The sequence below is a fragment of the Pseudomonas paraeruginosa genome, from assembly GCF_003025345.2.
Classification (GTDB): Bacteria; Pseudomonadota; Gammaproteobacteria; order Pseudomonadales; family Pseudomonadaceae; genus Pseudomonas; species Pseudomonas paraeruginosa.
This window is the reverse complement of record NZ_CP020560.1, coordinates 2,193,396-2,216,019: the sequence shown is the minus strand read 5'-3', so window position 1 is coordinate 2,216,019 and position 22,624 is coordinate 2,193,396. Positions and strand designations below refer to the sequence as shown.

The window sequence follows — 22,624 nt, the reverse complement described above, 5'->3', positions numbered from 1 at the left end:
TACAGGGATGCGCGCAGCAGTCTGCCACATTTCCGCGCGCGCTCCCGCCCCGCTATTGCGATGGGTACCAGCGCGGCGTGTAGACCCAGGCCTCGCCGTCGGCGCGGGGGAAGCTGCAGGTGGTGGACGAGCCGACGATCACCAGGGTGCGCATGTCCACCTGCTCTACGCGCAGTTCGCCCAGGGTGGTGCGCAGCAGGCGCTCGCCGGGCCGGCCGATGTCGCGGCCGAGCACCACCAGGGTCTGCGGCGCACGATGGCGGGCGACGATCTCCAGCGCCCGTCCCAGTTGCCAGGGCCGCGCGCGCGAGATCGGGTTGTAGAAAGCCATCGCCAGGTCGGCGGCGGCGGCCAGGTCGAGGCGCCGTTCGATCACCTCCCAGGGCTTGAGGTTGTCCGACAGCGACAGCAGGCAGAAATCGTGGCCCAGCGGCGCCCCGGCCCTGGCCGCGGTGGCCAGGGCCGCCGAGACGCCAGGGAAGATGCGCAGTTCGACCGCGTCCCAGGCCGGCTCGCCGGCGCCATGCAGGGCTTCCAGCACCGCGGCGGCCATGGCGAACACGCCGGGATCGCCAGACGACACCACCACCACCGCCCTGCCCGTCGCCGCCAGTTCGAAGGCGTGCCGGGCGCGCTGCAGTTCTTCGCGGTTGTCGCTGCCGTGCAGCACCTGGCCGGCGCGGAACGGCCCGGCCATGTCGACATAGGTCTGGTAGCCGAGGATGTCCTCGGCCTCGTCCAGCGCCTGGCGCGCCGCCGGCACCATCAGCTCGGCGCAGCCGGGACCAAGGCCGATCACCGTGAGCCGGCCGCGGCGCTGGCCGATGGCGTCCATCGCCAAGGGCGCGGCGGCCAGCGCCAGTCGGCCGCCGACCTGTTCGGCAGCGGGCAAGGCGCGACGTAGGCGCGCGGCGGGGTCGGCTTCGGCGAGGAAGCGCAGCGGCACGCCGAGCGCTTCGGCGGCGGCCCGCAGACGCGGATCGGCCATCCGCGCGCTGTCGGCCAGCAGCCCACCCAGCGCCGCCTCGGCCAGCCCGGCGGCGGCCAGCGCCTGGCGCACCGCGTCCGCCGCCGCGTCGGCGGGTTCGAGCGCCGCCAGCACGCAGCGCGGATGGATCAGCAGTTCCTCGGCGCTCGGCGCCCGGGCGGAAGGAGTCACGTGAATCGCCAGCGTCGCCGCCGGGTCGCGCGGCAAACGGGCCGCGTCGAGCCAGCCGGCGACGCCCTCGACGCGCACCGGCTGGCCGCCGAGCAAGTCGGCAACGAAGCGCTTGCCCTGCTCCAGGTCGGCCAGGACATAGCCGGCGGGCGGGTTGAGCACGCAGGTGCCGAAGCGCAGTTCGCCGCTGGTGGTGATCGCCGGCGCCACGTCCAGCGCCTCGCCGATCTCCCGCGCCAGCCGGTTGACCCCGGCCAGCCCGCCGAGCAGCGGCACCACCGCGCTGCCGTCCTCGGCAACGGCCAGCACCGGCGGCTCCGCGCCCTTGCGTTGCAACAACGGCGCCAGGCTGCGGATGACGATGCCGGCGGCGCACAGGGCGACGATCGGCCGGTCGGCGCAATACAGTTCGCGCAGGGTGTCGCCGAAGTCCGTATAGGAACGGTCGGCCTCGACCCGCCCGGCGAGCCCGTGGACCAGCGCCCCGGGGTAGCGCGCCTGGACCCGCCGCGCGGTGGCCAGCGCGCCCTGGCCGAGGATGACGATGGCTGGCGCCTGGAGAATCTCACTCACCGCCCGCTCCTCCCTGCCACTTGTCGCCGGGCACGACGATCAGCGAGAAATACGGCGAGGCCATCGGCTCCACCTGTTCCAGCGGCACGATCCGCTGGTTGGCCATGGTCGCCCGCTCGACGTACAGCGCGCGGCGCTCGAGGCCAAGCTCGACCAGCACGCGGCGGACCTTGTCGAAATTGCGTCCGAGCTTCATCACCACCGCCGCGTCGGCGTCCGCCAGGCGCCGGCGCAACTCCTCCTCCGGCAACACCCCGGAGAGCACCGAGAGACTCTGGTTGCGGTACACCAGCGGCGCGCCGAGCACCGCCGCGCCGCCGAGCATCGAGCAGACGCCCGGCACCACCTCGCTGTCGTAGCGCGCCGCCAGGCGGTCATGGAGATACATGTAGGAGCCGTAGAAGAACGGGTCGCCCTCGCAGATCACCGCGACGTCGCGGCCGGCGTCCAGGTGCACGGCCAGTTGCTCGGCGGCGGTGTCGTAGAAGTCGCTGATGATGGTCTCGTAGCACAACGGCGGTTCCAGCTTCTCGGTGGTCACCGGATAGACCAGCGGCAGCCGCAGCTGGGCCTCGTCCAGATGCGCCTCGATGATGCCGAAGGCGTTGCCTTTCTTGCCCCTGGCCACGAAGTAGCCGACCACGGGCGCCGCGCGCAGCAGGCGCAGGGCCTTGAGAGTGATCAGTTCGGGATCGCCGGGGCCGACGCCCAGGCCCAGCAGGCGGCCTTTGCCATGACTCATCATTCGCGCTCCGTGGCCAGGGCGTTCACTGCCGCCGCGGCCATGGCGCTGCCGCCACGCCGGCCACGGACGATCACGTAGGGCACGCCACGGCTGTCGGCGGCGAGCATCTCCTTGGACTCCGCGGCGCCGACGAAGCCGACCGGGAAGCCCAGGATCAATGCCGGCTTGGGCGCGCCGGCGTCGAGCATTTCCAGCAGGTAGAACAGCGCGGTGGGCGCGTTGCCGATCACCACCACGCTGCCCTCCAGGTGCTCGCGCCAATGTTCCAGGGCCACCGCCGAGCGGGTGTTGCCGCGTTCCACGGCAAGCGCCGCGACGTCCGGCTCGTTGAGGGTGCAGATCACCCGGTTGTCGGCGGGCAGCCGCGAGCGGGTCACGCCCTCGGCGACCATCCGCGCGTCGCAGAGGATCGCCGCGCCGGCGGCCAGCGCGGCGCGTCCGGCGGCGCCGGCGCCCGGCGAAAAGCGCAGGTCGTCGACCACGTCGACCATGCCGCAGGCGTGGATCACCCGCACCGCGAGCTTTTCCAGATCGGCCGGGATGCCGGCGAGGTTCGCTTCGGCGCGGATGGTGGCGAACGACTGGCGATAGATCGCCTGGCCATCGCGGATGTAGTCAATCATGCGGAATTTCCGGAGGTGGGCTGGGAAGGCAGAGCCGCCAGGTAGTCGGCGGCCGTGGCGAAAGTCAGGCGGCTGGCCAGCAACTGGCCGAATCCGGGGTGGCGCGGATCGCGCCGGTACAGGTCGTAGAAACCGCCGTCGCGCGCCAGCAGGGTCAGCGGCGCACGGTGGGCGGCGGCGCAGGACCGTTCGCAGCCGCACAGGTGCAGTTGCGCCAGGTCGCTGCGCGGACCGAGGCGTTCGGCCATTCGCAGGGCGTCGCCCTTGGTGTCGGCCAGGCCCCTGGCGCAGGCGCTGGAACCGCTGCAGGCGATCAGCCGCGCCAACGGCGCGTCGGGCTCGCTCACCAGGCCGAGCCGGCGCAGGCCATGCAGCGCCTGGTCGGCCTCGGCGCGGGGCAGGTTCGGCAGCAGCACACCCTGCCAGGGCGTCAGGTGCAGGCTGCCGTCGCCGTGGCGTTCGACCAGTTCGGCGAGGCCTTCCAGGCCGGCAGCGTCGAGCCGGCCGAGCGGAGCCACCGCGCCGACCATCGCCAGGCCCGGCTGGCGTTGCGGCTGGACGCCGAGATGACTCCACGGACGCCCCGGCGAACGCCGCCAGGCCGCCACCCGCTCGTCGCGGCACAGGGGGAACTCCAGGCGCGCCTGCAAGGCCTCCAGCAAGGGCTCCCCGGCCAGGTCCTGCAACAGATGGCGCATCCGCGTCTGGTGCGGCTGGGCGCGCTCGAGGAACAGGTCGAGCAGCGCCAGCACCAGGGCCTCGCCGCGTTCAGCCGGCAACGCCGCCAGGGGCCGGTCGTGGGCCGGACAGCCGGCGAGGCCGAAGACCAGCGTCGCGGTCGACGCGCCGGGCATCGGCGAGAGCCAGATGTCATGGGGATGTTCGAGCATCGCCAGGTCTTCGCCGCCGTCCAGCTGGATGGCGAACTTGGCCGACAGCGCGTGGTAGCGGCTGTCCGCCTGGAGCCGCAGCAACATTCGCGCGGCCAGCGGGCGTACATCCAGCGACAGGTGCGGATCGAGCCCGGCGGCCGGGCTGAGCATCAGGTTGCGCACGTCGTCGGCGCCGGCCAGGGCGCCATGCCGGGGACCGAGGCCGGCGTCCAGCAGGCGGCGGACAAGCCGCTCTTCCTCGCCGCGCCGCACGCCGCGCAGTTGCAGGTTGGACCGATTGGTCGCCTCGATCACGCCGCTGGCGCAATCCCGCGCCGCGGCCGCCACGGCGCGCGCCTGGACGGCTTCCAGGCGGCCGGCGTCGAGCTTGATGCGACAGATGCCGCCGTCCAGCGCCTGGACGATGCGCAGCAGGCCGGGACAGGGCGACGGACGTGGTACGGGCAGGGGCACCGGGGTCTGGTCGTCGTTCAAAACGCTACTCGAGTCGACGTCGCGGCGACCGGACCGCTGTCCCCAGGGACAGACCACGGCATCGGTACACCCCGCCCGATGTTGGCACTCGCGACTGGTTTCGGCGGCAGGTCTCCTGGCTCGCAGCTCGGCATTCCGCCCACGGGCGGAACCTCCGCTTCGCGCCGCCTTCCCGGAAACCCAGTGGCGAATGGCGCGAAGACACGCTGCATACAGTTGCGGGGGCAGCCACGGCTGGCTCCAGGCTTTCGGCAAGCCCCGGAACTCCGTATTCCCTCTTCGGCCCTCGATGGCCCCCCGCACGTTATCGCGAAAGGGCCGGGCACCGACGAACGCGCTATTATGCCGCCCAGCCCGGGACAGGGAAAACCCATTCCGTCCGGAAACCGTCGCGGGCCCTTCACAGACGCATTTCAGGAGAACCCGCACCGTGTCATCGGCAGACTCGACGCCGCCCTGGCTGACCCTGGTGGGCATCGGCGAGGACGGTTATCCCGGCCTCGGCAAGCAGGCCCGGCGTGCCCTGCTGCAGGCCAGCCGGATCGTCGGCGCGGCGCGCCAGCTGGAACTGCTGCCGCCGTGCATCGGCGCCGCCCGCGAAACCTGGCCGACGCCGTTCTCCCTGGAACCATTGCTGGCCCGGCGCGGCCAGCCGACCTGCGTGCTGGCCAGCGGCGACCCGATGCTGTTCGGCGTCGGCGCCAGTCTCGCCCGGCAACTGCCGGCGACCGAACTGCGGGTCCTGCCGGCGCCCTCCTCCCTCTCGCTGGCCGCCGCCCGCCTCGGCTGGGCCCTGCAGGAGGTCGCCTGCCTGTCGCTGGTGGCGCGCCCGCTGGCGGCGCTGCAGGCACAGGTCCACGACGGCCGGCGCCTGCTGGTCCTCAGCAACGACGGCGACAGCCCGGCCGCCATCGCCCGCCTGTTGAACGCCCGTGGCTTCGGCGCCAGTCGCCTGAGCGTGCTGGAACACCTCGGCGGGCCGCTCGAGCGCCGTCTCGACGGCCTCGCCGGCGACTGGTCGCTGCCGCGCGCCGCCGATCTCAACCTGGTGGCGGTGGAATGCCGCGCCGGCGCCGGCGCCGTGCGCCTGCCGCTGACCCCGGGCCTGGCCGACGAAGCCTATCGCCACGACGGCCAGTTGACCAAGCGCGACGTCCGCGCCGTGACCCTGGCGCGCCTGGCGCCCTGCCCCGGCGAGCTGCTCTGGGACGTCGGCGCCGGCTGCGGCTCCATCGGCATCGAGTGGATGCGCGCACATCCCGGCTGCCGGGCGATCGCCGTCGAGGCCAACGAAGAACGCCAGGATCACATCCGCCACAACCGCGACGCCCTCGGCGTGCCGACCCTGCACCTGGTCGCCGGCAGCGCCCCGGAAGCGCTGCTGGAGCTGCCGGCCCCCGACGCCATCTTCATCGGCGGCGGCGTCACCGCCGAGGGCGTCCTGGAAACCTGCTGGGAGCGCCTGCGCCCCGGCGGCCGGCTGCTGGCCAACGCGGTCACCCTGCAGAGCGAACGGGTGCTGCTCGACTGGCAGCAGCGCCTGGGCGGCGAACTGACCCGCATCGGCGTCGCCCACGCGCGTCCCCTGGGCGGTTTCGACACCTGGCGCCAGGCGCTGCCGATCACCCTGCTGGAACTGCGCAAGCCGCTGACCCGGGACGCCCGCCGCGATGCGTGAGGAAACCCCGGAGCAGCCCGCGCCGCTGCGCAGCGGCTACACCACCGGCAGCTGCGCCACCGCCACCAGCCTGGCGGCGGCGCGCCTGCTGCTGGGCGGCACGACCAGCGACGCGGTGCGGATCGTCCTGCCCAAGGGCCAGCAGGTGCCGATGCGCCTGGAGTTCTGCCGCGCCTGGGAGAACGGCGCGGAAGCCGGCACCCTCAAGGATGCCGGCGACGATCCCGACGTCACCCACGGTGCCCTGGTGTTCGCCCGGGTGCGCCTGAGCGCCGCGCCCGGCGTGCGCTTCCACGCCGGTCCCGGGGTCGGTACGGTGACCCGCCCGGGGCTGACCCTGGCGGTGGGCGAGCCGGCGATCAACCCGGTGCCGCGTCAGATGATGGAGCGTCACCTCACCCAGTTGGCCGCCGAACACGGCTACACCGGCGGCTTCGAGGTGACGATCGGCATCGAGGGCGGCGAGGCGCTGGCGCTGAAGACCATGAACCCGCGCCTGGGCATTCTCGGCGGGTTGTCGATCCTCGGTACCAGCGGCATCGTCCGGCCTTTCTCCTGCTCGGCCTACATCGCCTCGATCCACCAGGGCATCGACGTCGCCCGCGCCAATGGCGTGCGCCACATCGCCGCCTGCACCGGCAACGCCAGCGAGGACGCCATGCGTCGCCGCTACGCGCTGCCGGAGATAGCCCTGATCGAGATGGGCGACTTCGCCGGCGCGGTGCTCAAGCACCTGCGCAAGGCGCCGGTGGAAAAGCTCAGCCTGTGCGGCGGCTTCGGCAAGATCAGCAAGCTCGCCGGCGGCCACCTCGACCTGCATAGCCGCCATTCCAGCATCGACCTGCCGCAACTGGCCGGCTGGGCCGCCGCGCTCGGCGCCAGCGCCGCCCTGCAGCAGAGCATGCGCGCCGCCAACACCAGCCAGCAGGCGCTGGCCCAGGCGCACGCCGAGGGCGTGGCCCTGGGCGACGCGGTCTGCGCCCACGCCCTGCGCTTCGCCCGCGGCATCGTGCCGGCCGAGGTGGCGCTGGAAGTCTTCGCCATCGATCGCCAGGGCAACCTGGTCGGCCAGGCCGGCGAGGAGCGATCGTGAAGCGCCTGCTGCTGCTCGGCGGGATCGGCGAGGCCCTGGCCCTCGCCCGTCGGCTCGGCCCCAGGCACCTCTACAGCCTCGCCGGATTGGGCAAGGTACCCGACGACCTGGCCTGCCCGGTGCGGGTCGGCGGCTACGGTGGTGCCGAAGGATTGGCGGCGTTCATCGGCGAAGAGGGTTTCGACCTGCTGGTGGACGCCACCCACCCCTACGCGGCGCGGATCAGCCGGAACGCCGTGCGCGCCGCGCGACTGGCCGGAGTGCCGTGCTGGGCGCTGCGCCGGCCCGGCTGGCAGGCCGGTCCCGGCGACGACTGGCGCGAGGTGGCCGACTGGGACGGACTGGTCGAGGCCCTCGCCCCCTTCTCCCGGCCGCTGTTCACCCTCGGTCGCGAACCGCTGCAGCACCTCGGGCGGATCCCGCCCCATCAGCACTGGACCATACGCTGCCTGCACGGCCAGCCGGCCGGCCCGCGCGCCGAGGTGATCGGCGCACGCGGCCCGTTCAGCCTGGACGGCGAGCGGGCGCTGTTCGAACGCCTGGGCTGCGACGTGCTGGTGAGCAAGAACAGCGGCAGCCAGGCCACCGAGCCGAAGCTCCAGGTGGCGCGGGAAATGCGCCTGCCGGTGCTGGTCCTGGCGCGTCCGGCGCTGCCGCCGGCGGACCGCGAGTTCGCCGACGGCGAGGCGCTGCTGGCAGCGATCCGCGATTGGGAAAGTGCCTGAAGCGAACGCTCATCCGCCCCGAGCTGCCCCGCCCCCGTCTCCGGCGCCGCCCACGCCGCGCTGAGATGTTCGTAGAGAGGGTCGCGCCAACCAGGATCGGCCCTACCCCGCCGACGATCTCCGCACGCGTGCCGGTCACCGCGCCGAGTGCCCGGCCGAGCATCAGGACCCCGCGGCCCGGCTTCGGCGCAGGAATGTCGTTGGTCTCACCAGTCCGGATGGAGACGCTGGCCATGGCGGTTGCCAAGAATGTTGACCAGCGCGTCGGCGGCGGGCTACTCCCCAGGGAAGGTCGGCAACCTGGCAGACATGAAAATTATGCGATGGAGGATGGACTGCGCCGCCACGCAGGCGGTGGCGAAGAAAAGTCTGCACAGGTGAATTGTTATAGTATAACATTTTATCCAATCCAGATCGTTCAAGGCTTGACTGGAAAGGGTGCGGATGTTCCCATCCGCCCCGTTCCAGGTGCTCCCTGCCGCCGCGCAGGGAGTGAAACGGGAAGCCGGTGCGTCACTTCGGTGACCAGTCCGGCGCTGCCCCCGCAACGGTAAGCGAGCGAGATCCTCATCAGGCCACTGTGCTCCGGCATGGGAAGGCGAGGATCTCACGACCCTCGCAAGCCCGGAGACCGGCCTGCAACGCCCTGTTGGCACACCCGCGGTGGGCGGGAGCGAGCCGGTTGTTCGAGGCGCTGTCGCGCCTGCGATTTCCCGCGCGTTCCGTCCTGCCCGGTCATGAGATGGAACGCCCATGCCCCGCTTCAGCCGTTTGCGCACCGAGCCTTTCGCCCTCGGCCTGTCCACCAGCCTGCTGCTGGTGCCGCCCGCCCTCGCCGAAACCGAAGAAGCCGCCCTCGCCCTGCCCAGCCAGTGGGTCAGCGCCCGCCAGGATCCCGCCGAAGCCGACCACATCGACCTCGCCACCCCGGTCGACGCCGGTTCGCGCCTGGGCCTCAGCGCCCTGGATACCCCGGCCAGCACCAGCAGCATCAGCGGCGCGGAAGTCCGCGGGCGCAACAACCCCAGCGTCCAGGCCGCCGTCACCCGCAGCCCCGGTATCAGCTTCATCGGCACCCCCGGCGACGGCGGCACCGGCCTCTCGGCGCGCGGCTTCAGCGGCCATGCGTCGGTGATGCAACTGTTCGACGGCACGCGCCTGTACACCGGCATGGGCACGGTGAACTTCCCCAGCGATCCGTGGATGGTCGAGCGCATCGACGTGATCCGCGGCCCGGCCTCGGTGCTGTACGGCGAAGGCGCCACCGGCGCGGTGATCAACGTGGTGCCGAAGAAGCCTTTCGCCGGCGAGATCCGCAACCACCTGCGCCTTGGCTACGGTTCCTACGACAACCGCCAGTTGGCCCTGGACAGCGGCGGCTCGCTGACCGACAGCCTCAGCTACCGGCTCAACCTGAACCAGCAGCAGAGCCACGGCTGGATCGACCGTGGCGACTCGCGCAACCTGGGCATCAGCGCGGCGCTGCGCTGGCAGGCCAGCGACGATCTGGCCTTCACCCTCGCCCACGACTATGGCGACCAGGAGCCGATGAACGACTTCGGCACCCCGCTGGTCGGCGGCAAGTACCACAAGCGCCTGCGCGAGAAGAACTACAACGTGCGCAACGACGTGCAGCGCTACAACGACCAGTGGACCCGCCTGACCACCGACTGGAGCCTTTCCGACAGCGTCAGCGCGAGCAACCAGCTGTACTACATCAAGGCCCGCCGCCACTGGCGCAACGCCGAAACCTACGAATGGGACGTGCCGCGCGAAGAGCTGTTGCGCAAGGACTACCTGCGCATCAGCCACGAGCAGGAGCAGATCGGCGACCGCCAGACCTTCGCCTTCCAGCACGCCCTGTTCGGCCTCGACAGCCGCACCCTGATCGGCGCCGAGTACAACCGCATCCGCTTCCGCCTGACCAACAACGCGCCATACGAGGACGTTGTCGACGGCGGCGAAAGCATCGACCCCTGGCATCCCGCGCCCGGCTACTTCGAAAGCCGCTCGCCCTACCGGCCGCACTCGCGCAGCCAGACCCGCACCTTCGCCCTGTTCGCCGAGAACCGCCTGCAGCTCAACGAGCGCCTGTCGCTGGTGACCGGGGTGCGCCGCGACCAGAACCATATCGAGCGCGCCGACCTGCGCGACGGCAGCCACAGCGACCGCAGCCTGCAGGGCGGCAACTGGCGCGCCGGGCTGGTCTTCGCGCTGACCCCGGAACTGTCGCTGTACGGCCAGTACTCCACCAGCGAGGACGGCGTGAGCAACCTGATCACCCTCAGCCCGACCCAGCAGCAGATGGACCTGACCCACTCGAAGCAGACCGAGGTCGGCCTCAAGCAGCTGTTCCCGGAAGGTCGCGGCGAATGGACCCTGGCCGCCTACCATATCGTCAAGAAGAAGCTGCTCAGCGCCAGCCCGCTGCCGCCGCACGACGCGCAGCAGGTCGGCCAGCAGAGTTCGGACGGCCTGGAGGCCAGCCTGGAGCTGAACCTGGCCCAGGACTGGCGGCTGTCGGCGAACGCCGCGCTGGTGCGTGCCGAATACGACGACTTCGACGAATCGGTCGGCGGGCAGACCTACTCGCGCAACGGCAACCGCCCCAAGAACGTGCCACGGCGCACCGCCAACCTCTGGCTGGACAAGTCCTTCGCCGATACCCTGCGCGTCGGCGCCGGGCTGCGCTACGTCGACCGGCGCTACGCCGACGCCGCCAACCAGGCCAGCCTGCCCGGCTACACGGTGGTCGACGCCAACCTGGGCTGGCGGGTACGGCCGGACCTGACCCTCGGCCTCGAGCTGTACAACCTGTTCGACCGCCAGTACGCCCTGGCTGACAACAACAACGGCCAGCAATGGATCATGGGCCAGCCGCGCTCGTTCAACGTCACCGCCGACTTCAGTTTCTGAAGCCGGCGCCGCGGCAATCGTCTCTGCTGAACCACCGGACCTGCGAGTAGCCATGTCGTCCCTTCACCTCGATGCCCTGCACTGGTCGCCCGACGCCTCCACCGAGCTGCTGCGCGGCGTGCACCTGGAAGTCCCGGCCGGCAGTTTCGTCGGCCTGATCGGCCCCAACGGCAGCGGCAAGACCAGCCTGCTGCGCTGCGCCTTCCGCTATGCGCGACCGCAGCGCGGCCGGGTGGTGCTCGACGGCGACGACCTCTGGCGCCAACCGCCGCGCTGGGCCGCCCGGCGCATCGCGGTGGTGTTGCAGGAATTCCCCGAGGACTTCGGCCTCGCCGTCGACGACGTGGTCGCCATGGGCCGCACGCCGCACCAGGGCCTGTTCGACGGCCACGGCGCGGACGACCGTCGGCGAGTCGAGCGAGCACTGCTCGCGGTCGGTCTCGAAGGGCGCGCCGCGAGCCCCTTCGCCAGCCTCTCCGGTGGCGAGAAGCAGCGCACCCTGCTGGCCCGCGCGCTGGTCCAGGAGCCGCGCCTGCTGATCCTCGACGAACCGACCAACCACCTCGACCCGCGCTACCAGCTGGAACTCCTGCGCCTGCTGCGCGGCCTCGGCCTGAGTACCCTGGCGAGCTTCCACGATCTCAACCTGGCGGCGGCCTTCTGCGATCGCCTCTACGTGCTCGACGGCGGCCGCATCGTCGCCCAGGGTACGCCGGCCGAGGTGCTCGACGCCGACCTGCTGTGGCGGGTGTTCGGCGTCCGCGCCCTGGTCGACCGCCATCCCCTTGCCGACCACCCGCGCCTGACCTGGATTACCCAAGCATGAAGCACGCACTCCTGCGCCACCTGCTGCCGGGCGTCCTGCTCGCCTGCGCCGATGCCGCCCTGGCCGACCACTATCCGCTCAGCGTGCGCAGTTGCGAGCGCGAGGTGACTTTCGAGCGGGCGCCGTCGCGCGCGGTCAGCCACGACATCAACCTCACCGAGATGATGGTCGCCCTCGGCCTGCAGACGCGCATGGTCGGCTATACCGGCATCAGCGGCTGGTGGAAGAATGCCGATCCCGGACTGATCGCCGCGCTCAAGCCGCTGCCCGAGCTGGTGGCGCGCTACCCCACGGCGGAAACCCTGCTCGATGTCGACGCCGACTTCTTCTTCGCCGGCTGGGGCTACGGCATGCGCGTCGGCGGCGACCTCACCCCGGCCAGCCTGGAGCCGCTGGGGGTGAAGGTCTACGAGCTGAGCGAATCCTGCGCGCAGATCGGCGAGCCGCGCCGCGCCAGCCTCGACGAGCTGTACCGCGACCTGCACAACCTGGGGCGGATCTTCGACGTCGAACCGCGCGCCGAGCGCCTGATCGCCAGCCTCCAGGCACGCATCGAGCGCGCCCGCGCCGGCATCCCGGCGAACGCCGAGGCGCCGCGGGTATTCCTCTACGACAGCGGCGAGGACCGCCCCTTCACCTCTGGCCGCCTGGGCATGCCGCAGGCGCTGATCGAGGCCGCCGGCGGTCGCAGCGTGACCGACGACGTGGCGGCCAGTTGGACCCAGGTCAACTGGGAAAGCGTGGTCGCCCGCGATCCGCAGGTGATCGTCATCGTCGACTACGGCGAGACCAGCGCCGCGCAGAAGCAGCGCTTCCTCGAAGACAACCCGGCGCTGCGCAGCCTGACCGCGATCCGCGAGCGACGCTTCATCGTCCTGCCCTATAACCAGGCCACGCCGGGCATCGGCAACGCCGCGGCGATCGAGACCCTGGTCGCCGGCTTCCACCCTCGGGCGCCACGTCCATGACCCTGTTCCGCAGCCCGCGCGCCTATTTCCTCTTGCTGGCCGGCCTGGTCCTGCTGCTCGGCCTGTCCTGCGTGGTCGCCCTCGGCTTCGGCCCGGCGCGACTGGACAGCGGCCTGGTCGGCCGCATCGTCCTCCAGCGCCTGTTCGGCGTGGCCGCGGAGCCCGGCGCCTGGAGTGCCGGCCAGGAGCATATCGTCTGGCTGATCCGCGCCCCGCGGGTATTGCTCGGCGCCTGCGTCGGCGCCGGCCTGGCGCTGGTCGGCGCGGCGCTGCAGGCGGTCACGCGCAATCCCCTGGCCGATCCGCACCTGCTCGGCGCCACCTCCGGTGCGACCCTCGGTGCGGTGCTGGTCGTGCTCTACATCGGCGAGGTGATCGGCCTGCTGACCCTGCCGCTGGCGGCCTTCCTCGGCGCCCTCGGCAGCATGCTGCTGGTGCTCGGCGTGGCCAGCCGCGGCGGCCGCCTGGGCCGCGAGCGGCTGTTGCTGGCGGGGGTCGCGGTGTCCTTCGTGCTGCTGGCGCTGGCCAACCTGCTGCTGTTCCTCGGCGACCACCGCGCCGCCTCCTCGGTACTGTTCTGGATGCTCGGCGGCCTCGGCCTGGCGCGCTGGTCGCTGATCTGGCTGCCGGCGCTGTGCGTGGCCGGCGGCCTTCTGCTGCTGCTCGGCCTGGGCCGCGCGCTGAACGCGCTGATGGCCGGCGAACAGACCGCCGTGACCCTCGGCCTGGACGCCCGCCGCGTACGCCTGTGGGTCTTCGTCTGCTGCTCGCTGCTGACCGGCGTGCTGGTCTCGGTGAGTGGCGCGATCGGCTTCGTCGGTCTCATGCTGCCGCACGCCGCGCGCCTGCTGGTGGGTGCCGAGCACCGCCGGCTGCTGCCGGTGTGCGCCCTGCTCGGCGCGCTGTTCCTGGTCTGGATGGATGTCGCCGCGCGCACCCTGATCGCCCCCCAGGACCTGCCCATCGGCATCGCCACCGCCGCCATCGGCGGGCTGTTCTTCATTCTCCTGCTGCGGCGCCGCAGCTGATCAGAACAGATCCAGCGGGATCTTCAGGTAACGCACCCCGTTGCCTTCCACCGGCGGCAGGTTGCCGCCGCGCATGTTGACCTGGATCGCCGGCAGCATCAGGGTCGGCATGCCGAGGCTGGCATCGCGCTGCTGGCGCATGGCGACGAACGCCTCCTCGTCGACGCCTTCGCGGACGTGCACGTTGTGCCGGCGCTGCTCGCCGACGCTGGTTTCGCAGCGGTGCTCGTCGCGGCCAGGCGCCGTGTAGTCGTGGCACATGAACAGGCGGGTCGCGTCGGGCAGCGCGAACAGGCGCTGGATCGAGCGATACAACTGGCGCGCGTCGCCGCCGGGGAAGTCGCAGCGGGCGGTGCCGTAGTCGGGCATGAACAGGGTATCGCCGACGAAGGCGCTGTCGCCGACCAGGTAGGTCATGCACGCCGGGGTATGCCCCGGGGTATGCAGCGCGCGGCATTCCAGGGCGCCGATGCGGAACGACTCGCCGTCCTCGAACAGGTGCTCGAACTGGCGGCCGTCCACCGGGAACGCCTCGCCGAGGTTGAACAGGCCGGAGAATTTCGCCTGCACCTGGGTGATTCGCGCGCCGATGGCCAGGCGCCCGCCCAGCTCGCGCTGCAGGAAGATGGCCGCCGACAGGTGGTCGGCGTGCACGTGGGTCTCCAGCAGCCATTGCACCTGCAGGTCGTGCTGGCGAACGTGGGCGATCAGGCGTTCGGCGCTGGCATGGCTGGTGCGCCCGGCAGCCGGGTCGTAGTCCAGCACCGGGTCGAGGATGGCGCAGGCGCGGCTGGACGGGTCGCGCACCACGTAGCTGTAGGTGGAGGTGGCCGGGTCGAAGAAGGCGGTGATGTCGGGTTTCAACATGGGGGTTCCTTGCGCGGCGTCCTGACGGCGGCCGCGCCATGGCTACGGATCGTCCCACCATAGCCAACCCGGGCCCCGCGTACCAACCCAGAGGTTTGTCAGGAAGCTACCGGATCGGTTCACAGCAGCAGCGCGGCCCAGGCCGAGGCCAGCAGCACCAGCGCCATGCCCTGGTTGAAGCGCTTCATCAGCGACGGCGAGCGCAGCAGCCGCGCGCTGCCGACGCCGAGCAAGGCCCAGCTGGCCAGGCACGGCAGCGAGACCAGGAAGAACAGCAGCGCCAGCAGGCCGATCCGCCCGGCCTGTCCGGCGCCCTCGCCGGCGAACAGCGCCAGCGCGGCCAGGGCCATCATCCAGGCCTTGGGGTTGACCAGTTGCAGCGCCGCGCCGCCGAGCACGCCGAGGCGCCGTGGCGCTTCCGCGTCGTCGATGCCGCCGGCGGCGCGGAACAGACTCCAGGCCAGGTAGCTGAGCCAGGCCACGCCCAGCCAGGCGAGCCCCTGCCGGGCCAATGGGTGGCGCCGCAGCAGCTCGCCCGGGCCCAGCCCGAGCAGCAGGATCAGCGCCGCCACCGCCGCGCAGGCACCGATCACGATCGGCCAGGTAGCGGCCAGGCCGTAGCGCTGGCTGTTGCTCAGGACCAGGATATTGGTCGGCCCCGGGGTGATCGAGGCGACGACGGCGAACAGCAGGAAGGGAACGAGGGATTGCATGGGCGGGCTCCATTGAGGGGGAGCCCTCATCCTGGCGGCCCGCCGGCTCTCAGTCTGGAAGCTGGGTGCATTGCCGGCGGTAGGCCGCCGGGGTCATCCCGTAGGCACGGCGGAACCAGCGCCCGAGATGGCTCTGGTCGGCGAAGCCGAGGGCACTGGCGAGGTCCGCCGGTTGCCCGCCGACAGCGAGCATCTGCCGCGCCCTGGCCAGGCGCAGCTGGACCAGGTAAGCGTAGGGCGGCAAGCCGTAGGCGGCCTTGAATGCACGGTTCAGACGGAAGCGGTCGGTACCGCAGGCGCTGGCCAGCTCGTCCAGGCCGATGTCCTGGTAGAAGTGCGCGTGCAGGTAGTCGCGGGCTTTCTGCGCCACCAGCGGCAGGCGCGGATCGAACGGCTTCGCCTCGCGCCAGCCGAGGTGGACGCGCAGCCGTTCCAGCACCAGTTCCAGGGCGGTCTGCCGCAGCAGCCGCAATTCGCGGCCATGCAGGACGCGGAAAGCCTGGGCGATGGCCAGGGTCAGGCGCGGATCTTCGGTAAGATTGGCGTGGAAGCCGGGATCGCGGTCGCCGGGCGCATCGGCGAAGGTCGCCTGCAGTTCGCGCCGCAGCCAGTCCGGCTGCAGGTACAGCATCGAATAGGTGAAGCCGCCGGCGCTCGGCGCACGACCGTCGTGGATCTCCCCCGGCTCGACCAGGAATACCTGGCCGGCGGTGCTGTCGTGGCGCCGACGGCGACAGTTGAATTGCTGCACGCCGATCTCGGTGTAGCCGATCAGGTAGCTGTCGTGCCAGTGCGGATCGTAGGCATGGCCCTCGAAATGGGCGCGCAGGGTTTCGATCCCGGTCTCGGCGTCGCGGGCCAGGTCGATCCAGTCTCGGCTTCCCATCGCGCGTCGGCATTTTCCCGTGGAACAGTTCATCGTCGCGACTATAACGTGCCCGGACTGGCGTTCTAGAAGATTCGTGCAGCCGGCACTGTCCAGCGCGGACGGCAATTGATCGGCGTTTCTGGACAATCTATCCAGGCCACCCTGATTAATCCCGCGGGCAGCGCTACCTACACTGTTTTCTCCACTCACCGTAGGAGAAACACCTCATGGCCGACCACTCCATCAAGGGCAAGACCGTCCTCATCACCGGCGGCGCCAAGAACCTGGGTGGGCTGATCGCCCGCGATCTCGCTAGCCACGGCGCGAAGGCTATCGCCATCCATTACAACAGCGCGGCGAGCAAGGCCGATGCCGACGCCACCGTCGCCGCGCTGCAGGCCGCCGGCGCCAAGGCCGTGGCCCTGCAGGGCGACCTCACCAGCGCGGCGGCCATGGAAAGGCTGTTCGCCGACACCATGGCCGCGGTCGGCAAGCCGGACATCGCGATCAATACCGTGGGCAAGGTGCTGAAGAAGCCCTTCACCGAAATCAGCGAAGCCGAGTACGACGAGATGTCCGCGGTCAACGCCAAGTCGGCGTTCTTCTTCCTGCGCGAGGCCGGCAAGCATGTCAACGACAACGGCAAGATCTGCACCCTGGTGACCTCCCTGCTCGGCGCCTATACCCCTTACTACGCCGCCTACGCTGGCACCAAGGCGCCGGTCGAGCACTTCACCCGCGCCGCCTCCAAGGAGTTCGGCGCGCGCGGCATCTCGGTCACCGCGGTCGGCCCGGGACCGATGGACACGCCGTTCTTCTACCCCGCCGAAGGCGCCGACGCGGTGGCCTACCACAAGACCGCCGCGGCGCTGTCGCCGTTCTCCAGGACCGGCCTGACCGATATCGAGGACGTGGTGCCGTTCATCCGCCACCTGGTCAGCGACGGCTGGTGGATCACCGGCCAGACCATCCTCATCAACGGCGGCTACACCACCAAGTGAGCCGCGCAGCGGCCGCCAACGCGGCGGCCGCCGCCTGCCAACGGGAATCCCCATGCACGTGACCCTGGTGATCGCCGGCGGCATCGTCCTGCTCGGCCTGTTCCTGCTGTTCGGCAAGCTCTGGGGTGGCGATCCGGCCAGCCTGGGCCTGGCCGCGACGCTGTTCGTCCCCGTCTGGCTGGGCGTGGCCCTGGTCAACCTGTGGATCGGTGTGCGCCATGCAGGCTACGGCCTGCAGGAAGAGTTGCCGATCCTGCTGCTGGTCTTCGCGCTGCCGGCTGCGCTGGCCGGCATGCTGCTCTGGCTGCTGCCGCGCTGAAGCGGCAGCGGCGGCTCAGACGCGGAAACGCCCGACCAGCCGCGCCAGCTCCGAGGACAGTTCGGACAGCCGGCGGCTGGCGCCGGTGCCCTGCTCGGAGTGTTCCGCTGCCTGGGCGGAGAGTTCGCGGACGTCGCTGATGTTGCGCGCGATGTCGTCGATCACCCGGCTCTGCTCCTCGCAGGCCGAGGCGATCTGCGCGGCGAGGTCGTTGATCCGCCCCACCGCCTCGCCGGTGGCGGCCAGCACGCCGTCGACGCCAGCGGCGCGTTCGACGCTGTCGCGCGCCTTCAGGCTGCCCGACTGCATGGCGCGTACCGCGTTGCGCACTCCGGACTGGAGGCGCTCGATGCGCGCCTGGATATCCTTGGTCGAGTCCTGGGTGCGCGCCGCCAGCGCCCGCACCTCATCGGCGACCACGGCGAAACCGCGCCCCTGCTCGCCGGCCCGCGCGGCCTCGATCGCCGCGTTGAGAGCGAGCAGGTTGGTCTGCTCGGCGATGCCCTTGATCACCGTCAGCACCGCGTCGATGCTGGCGGTTTCCTGGGCCAGTTGCTCGATGCTCTCGGAACTGCTCTCCACCTCGCGCGCCAACTGACGAATCGCCTCGATGGTCGCCTCCACCACACCGGCCCCCTGCCGCGCCTGTTCGCGCGCCTCATGGGCCACCTGGGCGGCGCTCTGGGCGTTGCGCGCCACTTCGTGGACCGCCGCGCTCATCTGCGTGGCGGCGGTACTGACCTGGTCCACTGCGCTGTGTTCGCTGCTGATCAGGCGGTCGTTGGCGGCGGTCATGCCGGCCAGCGAACCGGCCGAGCCGGCCACCTCGCCGGTGACCCGACCGACCTCGCGGATCAGCGGCTGCAACTTGTCGAGAAAGGCGTTGAAGGCGCTGCCGAGACGCCCGGGCTCGTCGCGCGAGACGACCTCCAGGCGCACCCGCAGGTCGCCATCACCGTTGGCGATTTCCTCCAGGCGCTGCAACAGCCGCTGCAGCGGGCGGGTCACCAGGCCGGGGAACACCAGCACCAGCGACAGGCACACCAGCAGGCCGAACGCCACCAGCGCCATCTGCTGCCAGCGGTGGCGCTCGCCCAGCGCGGCGGCCGCGGCGCCTTCGCCGGTCGCGGCCGTCTCCTCCATCCCGTCGAGCTGGTCGATCGCTTCGCGCATGGCGCCGAACTGCCGGTCGCTGTCGCCGTAGCTGAGCTGCGCGGCAGCGGCCGGGTCACTGGCCGCCAGCGCCAGTACCCGCGCCGAAGTCGCGCTCCAGAGGGCATAGCCCCGCTCGAACTCGGCCACCTTGGCCTGGGCCGCCTCGCCCGGCTGCATGGCCGCATACTGGCGGACCCGGTCCAGCGCCTGCTGCAGGTTCTCCGCATGGTCGCCGCGCAACCCTGTCACCTGCTCGGGGGCCAGGTGGCCGGCGAGCAGGCTGCGCTCGGCGACGAAGGCCTGGTACAGGTCGCGGTCGGCATTCAGCAGCAGGGCGATGCCGGGAAGGAAACGCTTGCCCAGGCGCTGGTTGGACTCATTCAATTGAGCGAGGCCGTGTACGGCGAGCGCGCCCACCAGCAACAGCAGCACGGCAAGCAGAAGGATCGGCAGGGCGATCTTTCTGCGAAACGAGAGATCAGCGAACCATTGCGGCATGTCGTCATCCTCGACAGGGCTTCCCAGGCTATCGTTGCCGGCCGGGCAAACTTGAGCCGGCCTCTCCTGACGATAGCCCGCCACGGCGCTTCGGCCAGCGGGCATTCGCCCTGGCCCAGGCGTCCGCCGAGGAATGCGCGGCGCCCGGCCTGCTCGCGGGCGAGCGGGTCGATGGCCAGCAGGCCGGCGCGGTCGGCCCGGCGACCCGGGCGGATGCGAAACGGCGACGGCGGCATGCGTCCTCCAGGACCGGCAGGCGCATCCTGGATGTTTTCACAGGTCGCGCCCGCGGCTGCGGGCGCTGAACTATAGTCCGCAGGAGCCGCGCCGGAGAACTCTAGACATGCCCCGTTCGATCGTCATCGTCCACGGCTGGAGCGACGATTCGAAGTCGTTCCGCCGCCTCGCCGAGCAACTCGAGGCCTGGTTCGGCAGCGCGCCGACGCAGATCCGCCTGGCCGACTGGGTTTCCCTGCAGGATGACGTCACCTACGCCGATCTCGCCACCGCCCTCGACCGCGCCTGGACCGCCAGTGGCCTGTCGCGGGCGCCGCGCAGCGTGGACGTGGTGGTGCACAGCGCCGGCGCGCTGGTCCTGCGCGACTGGCTGACCCGCCGCTTCACCCCGGCCAGCGCGCCGGTCAAGCGCTTGCTGATGCTCGCCCCGGCCAACTTCGGCTCGCCGCTGGCGCACAAGGGGCGCTCCTTCATCGGCCGCGTGCTGAAAGGCTGGAACCGCTTCGTCGGCCAGACCGGCACCCAGGTGCTCAAGGGCCTGGAACTCGGCTCGCCGTACTCCTGGACTCTCGCCGAGCGCGACCTGTTCGCCGCCGAGAGCTGGTACGGCGCCGGCCGCCTGCTCGCCACGGTGCTGGTGGGCAACGTCGGCTACAACGGCGTGGAGGCCATCGCCAACGAAGCCGGTGGCGACGGCACGGTGCGCATCTCCACCGCCAACCTCAACGCCCGCCGCCTGACCCTGGAGCTGGACGTGCGCCAGCGCGCCAGGCCCGGTTGGAGCCTGGAACGCTCGCGTGGCGAGATCGCCTTCGCGATCCTCGACGGCGAGAATCATTCCACCCTGGCGCTCAAGGACCGCGGACCGAAGAATCCGCTCAGCCTGGAACTGATCCGCGCCGCCCTGGAAGTCGAGGACGCCGACTACAAGACGTCCGCCGGAAGCTTCCCCTGGCAGCGCCGCATCGACCAGTTCGATCCGGGCATCGCCGAGCGCTCGCCGCGCTACCTGAACCTGGTCAGTCACGTCTGCGACGACCTCGGCCAGGAAGTGCACGACTATTTCATCCAGTTCTTCCGCAAGCTGAACAGCGACCGGCGTTTCGAACAGCGCTTCTACGAACGGGTGATCGCCGATGTCCACCCCTACGAGGACAACCCCGCGTACCGTTCGATCCATCTGTCGGTACAGGCCCTCGACGAACTGCTCGCCGGTTTCGCCGTGGACAGCCTGTCGCTCAGCGTCTCCGCCCAGCCGCTGTTCGACCCGCCGCGCCAACCGGTCGGCTACAGCGCGGTGGGTCCCGGCGACAGCGAGGGCCTGGGCGTTCCGCGCGAGCGCCTCGGGGAGTTCTTCGCCGCCCACCAGACCCTGCTGCTGCGCATCCGCCTGACCCGCCTGGTGGACGGCCGGGTGTTCCTCCTCAAGGACGCCTGACCAACCGCCCTGCGCCAGCGCCGACCAGCGGCGTGGCTCGATGGCGAAGCATGGCGTCCGCGCAGCACACTGAACGGATAGGCATCGGCCACGCCGAAATCGCCGAGCAGGTACTGCTCGCCCCGCCGCCGCGCCTGCAGCGGCTCGAAGCACCTGAGCAGGCGCGCGGCGCGCCCTCGCCGGCGGTCGCCGCGCTGCTACGCCTGTTCGACGAAGATGCCTCGTGTGCGCCGCTGGCCCGCGTTCATGGCCTTGCCTCCGGCCATTCGATCCGCCGCAACGGCGCGCCGGCGCCGCGCGCGAGGCGATGGGCGACGCCAGCGCCGCAGCGCAGGTCGACCCGCAGCACGCGTCCACCATCTTCTGCGCGCCCGCTGAGAAGCAGGTTCTCCCCGTCCAGCCGGAACAACCGCTCGGGGTACTCGACGGGCAGCTCCAGGGTCCAGTTCAGGTGGCCCCCGGCGGATACCGAACTGAGCAGCAGCTCGCTGCGTTCGGCGAGGCTGCGCCGGTGCACCACCAGCCAGTTGCCTTCCACCTGCCAGGGCCGCCGCGCCAGTCCGGAAGCGCCGCCGGGCAGCGCCTGGGCATAGCGGCGATACAGCGCCTGCTCGCGTGCCTGCTCGTCGCGGCGGCGCCGATACTCGGCGTCCGCCGCCGCCTCGAGGGCGGCGACGCGGTCGCGCCAGGACTCGTGCGCGGCGATCCAGCGTCGCCGTTCCTGGCGATAGGCGTCGCGTGCGGCGAGGAACGCGCGGGGGCCGGGGAAGCGCTCCAGCCGTTCGTCGAACTCCGCCGGCGGCTGCGGCTCGGGCGGCAGGTGCGGGCGCTGGCGCTCGCGCTCGGCGGGTTCGTCGAACAGCTTCGCCGCCGCTTCGGCGGAGTCCGGATCCGGCAACAGCCCGGCCCGCAGGAAAGCCGTGTCGAGCAAGGGCGCCAGCCGGTTGCCGGCAGGCGAACGCCAATCCAGCGTGCCGAGCTGCAGGCGCTGGCGCCGCAGCCGTTCGTTCGCCGCCGGCAGCGCCTCGCCGCGTTCCAGGGCGCGGGCCTCGTGGTCGCTGGCGAAGACCAGCAGGCGCCCGTCGGGCAGTCGCGCCAGGCCCGGCGCCTGCCAGGCGATCCCGGAGCCCGCTGGCGCCGGCGGGTCGCCATGGAAGTACCGCGCCGCATCCACCTCCGGGGCTTCGCGCAGGGCCAGGCTGTCACCGTCGAGGAACCAGACGCGGCCGTCCAGGGCGAGCATCAGCAATCCGCCCCGGCCTTGGTCGTAGCGATAGGCGTCCTTCCCCCAGGGCGCCGACTTCAACGGCAGGCCTCCAGTGCGCCGCTCCAGCTCGTCGAACGCCAGCACCGGCTCGCCGCTGCGCCGGTCGAGCACGTAGAGCGCGTTGCGCAGGTAGAACAGGTAGCGCGACGATTGCCCGAGCAGTTCACCCGCGCCCCAGTCGTCGCCGCGCTCGTTGTCGGCGTCCAGTCGCGTGCTCCAGCGCAGGCGGCCGTCCGCGAGGTCGACCACCTGGGCGTAGACCCGGCTGCTGCCGTGGACCACGCCATTGTCCACTTCGTCGGCCCGGTACTCGTCGAGAGTGAATGCCAGGTAGGCGCGCCCCTGCTCTTCGAACGCCAGTTGCGGCCCGCTGAAACGGGCATCGTCGTACTGGCCGAGAATGAAATGGATGCCTACCGGCAGGCCGACCACCAGGCCCAGGCCGAGCACCACCCAGAAGACGGCGAACAGCTTCGCTCCCTTGTCCATGCAACTCCCGTGCGTCCCGGACTCCTGGGACCGTCGCGCAGCGGCGACGGCATGAATGACGCATTGTAGGG

At 71.2% G+C, this 22,624-nt stretch carries 19 protein-coding genes, 1 pseudogene and 2 riboswitches; of the genes and pseudogenes, 10 read left to right on the top strand and 10 right to left on the bottom strand.

Features of this window, described 5'->3' with window-relative positions; all coding sequences use genetic code 11:
• Positions 1 to 52: 52 nt before the first annotated feature.
• From cobJ to cobG, 4 genes are read right to left on the bottom strand one after another with little or no spacing between them, the layout of a single operon-like run.
• Positions 53 to 1,732 (bottom strand): precorrin-3B C(17)-methyltransferase, encoded by a 1,680-nt coding sequence (cobJ, locus tag B7D75_RS10615; RefSeq protein ID WP_107113985.1) that lies wholly within the window; start codon positions 1,730 to 1,732, stop codon positions 53 to 55.
• On the bottom strand, positions 1,725 to 2,477 hold the full coding sequence (locus B7D75_RS10610; protein ID WP_012075217.1) for a precorrin-2 C(20)-methyltransferase: 753 nt from the start codon (positions 2,475 to 2,477) through the stop codon (positions 1,725 to 1,727). The genes cobJ and B7D75_RS10610 overlap by 8 nt, the downstream gene beginning before the upstream one ends.
• Positions 2,474 to 3,100: a precorrin-8X methylmutase gene (locus B7D75_RS10605; protein ID WP_012075216.1), complete on the bottom strand. Its 627-nt coding sequence runs from the start codon at positions 3,098 to 3,100 to the stop codon at positions 2,474 to 2,476. The genes B7D75_RS10610 and B7D75_RS10605 overlap by 4 nt, the downstream gene beginning before the upstream one ends.
• Positions 3,097 to 4,467, bottom strand: coding sequence for a precorrin-3B synthase (gene cobG, locus B7D75_RS10600; protein WP_107113984.1), 1,371 nt, complete (start codon positions 4,465 to 4,467; stop codon positions 3,097 to 3,099). Before cobG ends, B7D75_RS10605 begins: the two co-directional genes overlap by 4 nt.
• Before the next feature lie 88 nt (positions 4,468 to 4,555).
• Positions 4,556 to 4,812: riboswitch (cobalamin riboswitch) on the bottom strand.
• An 85-nt stretch (positions 4,813 to 4,897) separates the two neighbouring features.
• Between cobG and B7D75_RS10595 the strand changes: the two genes are divergently transcribed.
• Genes B7D75_RS10595 through B7D75_RS10585 form a run of 3 tightly spaced genes read left to right on the top strand, consistent with a single transcriptional unit; the run spans position 4,898 to position 7,963 of the window.
• Positions 4,898 to 6,145, top strand: coding sequence for a bifunctional cobalt-precorrin-7 (C(5))-methyltransferase/cobalt-precorrin-6B (C(15))-methyltransferase (locus B7D75_RS10595; RefSeq protein ID WP_058174308.1), 1,248 nt, complete (start codon positions 4,898 to 4,900; stop codon positions 6,143 to 6,145).
• Entirely contained in the window at positions 6,138 to 7,238 is a 1,101-nt protein-coding gene (locus tag B7D75_RS10590) for a cobalt-precorrin-5B (C(1))-methyltransferase (RefSeq protein ID WP_034078518.1), read from the top strand. The genes B7D75_RS10595 and B7D75_RS10590 overlap by 8 nt, the downstream gene beginning before the upstream one ends.
• Positions 7,235 to 7,963 carry a cobalt-precorrin-6A reductase gene (locus B7D75_RS10585; RefSeq protein WP_107113983.1) on the top strand — a complete coding sequence of 243 codons (729 nt, stop codon included), beginning with the start codon at positions 7,235 to 7,237 and terminating at the stop codon, positions 7,961 to 7,963. The genes B7D75_RS10590 and B7D75_RS10585 overlap by 4 nt, the downstream gene beginning before the upstream one ends.
• A gap of 53 nt (positions 7,964 to 8,016) precedes the next feature.
• Here the strand turns inward: B7D75_RS10585 and B7D75_RS29725 are convergent.
• A pseudogene (locus B7D75_RS29725) lies at positions 8,017 to 8,126 on the bottom strand (hypothetical protein); the annotation flags it as partial.
• A 286-nt stretch (positions 8,127 to 8,412) separates the two neighbouring features.
• Positions 8,413 to 8,617, top strand: a riboswitch (cobalamin riboswitch).
• 99 nt (positions 8,618 to 8,716) lie between these two features.
• Between B7D75_RS29725 and B7D75_RS10580 the strand changes: the two are divergent.
• The 4 genes from B7D75_RS10580 to B7D75_RS10565 are packed head-to-tail and all read left to right on the top strand — an operon-like array spanning position 8,717 to position 13,701.
• Positions 8,717 to 10,879, top strand: coding sequence for a TonB-dependent receptor (locus B7D75_RS10580; RefSeq protein ID WP_034078515.1), 2,163 nt, complete (start codon positions 8,717 to 8,719; stop codon positions 10,877 to 10,879).
• Positions 10,880 to 10,931: 52 nt separating this feature from the next.
• A complete protein-coding gene (locus B7D75_RS10575; RefSeq protein WP_033997764.1) occupies positions 10,932 to 11,705 on the top strand; it encodes an ABC transporter ATP-binding protein in 774 nt (257 codons plus the stop codon).
• A complete protein-coding gene (locus tag B7D75_RS10570) occupies positions 11,702 to 12,673 on the top strand; it encodes an ABC transporter substrate-binding protein (protein WP_107113982.1) in 972 nt (323 codons plus the stop codon). The genes B7D75_RS10575 and B7D75_RS10570 overlap by 4 nt, the downstream gene beginning before the upstream one ends.
• Positions 12,670 to 13,701 carry a FecCD family ABC transporter permease gene (locus tag B7D75_RS10565; protein ID WP_053817008.1) on the top strand — a complete coding sequence of 344 codons (1,032 nt, stop codon included), beginning with the start codon at positions 12,670 to 12,672 and terminating at the stop codon, positions 13,699 to 13,701. Before B7D75_RS10570 ends, B7D75_RS10565 begins: the two co-directional genes overlap by 4 nt.
• On the opposite strand, the gene B7D75_RS10560 is transcribed toward B7D75_RS10565, so the two are convergent.
• From B7D75_RS10560 to B7D75_RS10550, 3 genes are all read right to left on the bottom strand, one after another.
• Complete coding sequence (locus tag B7D75_RS10560) at positions 13,702 to 14,568, bottom strand: MBL fold metallo-hydrolase (protein WP_034078512.1); 867 nt, start codon at positions 14,566 to 14,568, stop codon at positions 13,702 to 13,704.
• Positions 14,569 to 14,687: 119 nt separating this feature from the next.
• On the bottom strand, positions 14,688 to 15,281 hold the full coding sequence (locus tag B7D75_RS10555) for a LysE family translocator (protein WP_043103413.1): 594 nt from the start codon (positions 15,279 to 15,281) through the stop codon (positions 14,688 to 14,690).
• Positions 15,282 to 15,330: 49 nt separating this feature from the next.
• On the bottom strand, positions 15,331 to 16,167 hold the full coding sequence (locus B7D75_RS10550) for an AraC family transcriptional regulator (RefSeq protein ID WP_012075204.1): 837 nt from the start codon (positions 16,165 to 16,167) through the stop codon (positions 15,331 to 15,333).
• A gap of 209 nt (positions 16,168 to 16,376) precedes the next feature.
• Between B7D75_RS10550 and B7D75_RS10545 the strand changes: the two genes are divergently transcribed.
• Both B7D75_RS10545 and B7D75_RS10540 read left to right on the top strand, forming a co-directional pair.
• Positions 16,377 to 17,150 (top strand): SDR family oxidoreductase, encoded by a 774-nt coding sequence (locus B7D75_RS10545; protein ID WP_012075203.1) that lies wholly within the window; start codon positions 16,377 to 16,379, stop codon positions 17,148 to 17,150.
• A 52-nt stretch (positions 17,151 to 17,202) separates the two neighbouring features.
• Entirely contained in the window at positions 17,203 to 17,469 is a 267-nt protein-coding gene (locus B7D75_RS10540) for a hypothetical protein (RefSeq protein WP_003157742.1), read from the top strand.
• 15 nt (positions 17,470 to 17,484) lie between these two features.
• On the opposite strand, the gene B7D75_RS10535 is transcribed toward B7D75_RS10540, so the two are convergent.
• Complete coding sequence (locus tag B7D75_RS10535; protein ID WP_034078508.1) at positions 17,485 to 19,122, bottom strand: methyl-accepting chemotaxis protein; 1,638 nt, start codon at positions 19,120 to 19,122, stop codon at positions 17,485 to 17,487.
• Between the two features lie 343 nt (positions 19,123 to 19,465).
• On the opposite strand from B7D75_RS10535, the gene B7D75_RS10530 reads away from it, so the two are divergent.
• On the top strand, positions 19,466 to 20,797 hold the full coding sequence (locus B7D75_RS10530; protein ID WP_012075200.1) for an esterase/lipase family protein: 1,332 nt from the start codon (positions 19,466 to 19,468) through the stop codon (positions 20,795 to 20,797).
• A 244-nt stretch (positions 20,798 to 21,041) separates the two neighbouring features.
• On the opposite strand, the gene B7D75_RS10525 is transcribed toward B7D75_RS10530, so the two are convergent.
• Positions 21,042 to 22,553, bottom strand: coding sequence for a PA2928 family protein (locus B7D75_RS10525; protein WP_311622352.1), 1,512 nt, complete (start codon positions 22,551 to 22,553; stop codon positions 21,042 to 21,044).
• Positions 22,554 to 22,624 lie beyond the last annotated feature (71 nt).

Excerpts from the sequence above, each read along its gene's own strand:
- B7D75_RS10610 (WP_012075217.1), bottom strand. The coding sequence starts at position 2,477 with ATGATGAGTCATGGCAAAGGCCGCCTGCTGGGCCTGGGCGTCGGCCCC.
- B7D75_RS10605 (WP_012075216.1), bottom strand. The coding sequence starts at position 3,100 with ATGATTGACTACATCCGCGATGGCCAGGCGATCTATCGCCAGTCGTTC.
- B7D75_RS10590 (WP_034078518.1), top strand. The coding sequence starts at position 6,138 with ATGCGTGAGGAAACCCCGGAGCAGCCCGCGCCGCTGCGCAGCGGCTAC.
- B7D75_RS10580 (WP_034078515.1), top strand. The coding sequence starts at position 8,717 with ATGCCCCGCTTCAGCCGTTTGCGCACCGAGCCTTTCGCCCTCGGCCTG.
- B7D75_RS10575 (WP_033997764.1), top strand. The coding sequence starts at position 10,932 with ATGTCGTCCCTTCACCTCGATGCCCTGCACTGGTCGCCCGACGCCTCC.
- B7D75_RS10570 (WP_107113982.1), top strand. The coding sequence starts at position 11,702 with ATGAAGCACGCACTCCTGCGCCACCTGCTGCCGGGCGTCCTGCTCGCC.
- B7D75_RS10565 (WP_053817008.1), top strand. The coding sequence starts at position 12,670 with ATGACCCTGTTCCGCAGCCCGCGCGCCTATTTCCTCTTGCTGGCCGGC.
- B7D75_RS10560 (WP_034078512.1), bottom strand. The coding sequence starts at position 14,568 with ATGTTGAAACCCGACATCACCGCCTTCTTCGACCCGGCCACCTCCACC.
- B7D75_RS10555 (WP_043103413.1), bottom strand. The coding sequence starts at position 15,281 with ATGCAATCCCTCGTTCCCTTCCTGCTGTTCGCCGTCGTCGCCTCGATC.
- B7D75_RS10550 (WP_012075204.1), bottom strand. The coding sequence starts at position 16,167 with ATGGGAAGCCGAGACTGGATCGACCTGGCCCGCGACGCCGAGACCGGG.
- B7D75_RS10545 (WP_012075203.1), top strand. The coding sequence starts at position 16,377 with ATGGCCGACCACTCCATCAAGGGCAAGACCGTCCTCATCACCGGCGGC.
- B7D75_RS10540 (WP_003157742.1), top strand. The coding sequence starts at position 17,203 with ATGCACGTGACCCTGGTGATCGCCGGCGGCATCGTCCTGCTCGGCCTG.
- B7D75_RS10535 (WP_034078508.1), bottom strand. The coding sequence starts at position 19,122 with ATGCCGCAATGGTTCGCTGATCTCTCGTTTCGCAGAAAGATCGCCCTG.
- B7D75_RS10530 (WP_012075200.1), top strand. The coding sequence starts at position 19,466 with ATGCCCCGTTCGATCGTCATCGTCCACGGCTGGAGCGACGATTCGAAG.
- B7D75_RS10525 (WP_311622352.1), bottom strand. The coding sequence starts at position 22,553 with ATGGACAAGGGAGCGAAGCTGTTCGCCGTCTTCTGGGTGGTGCTCGGC.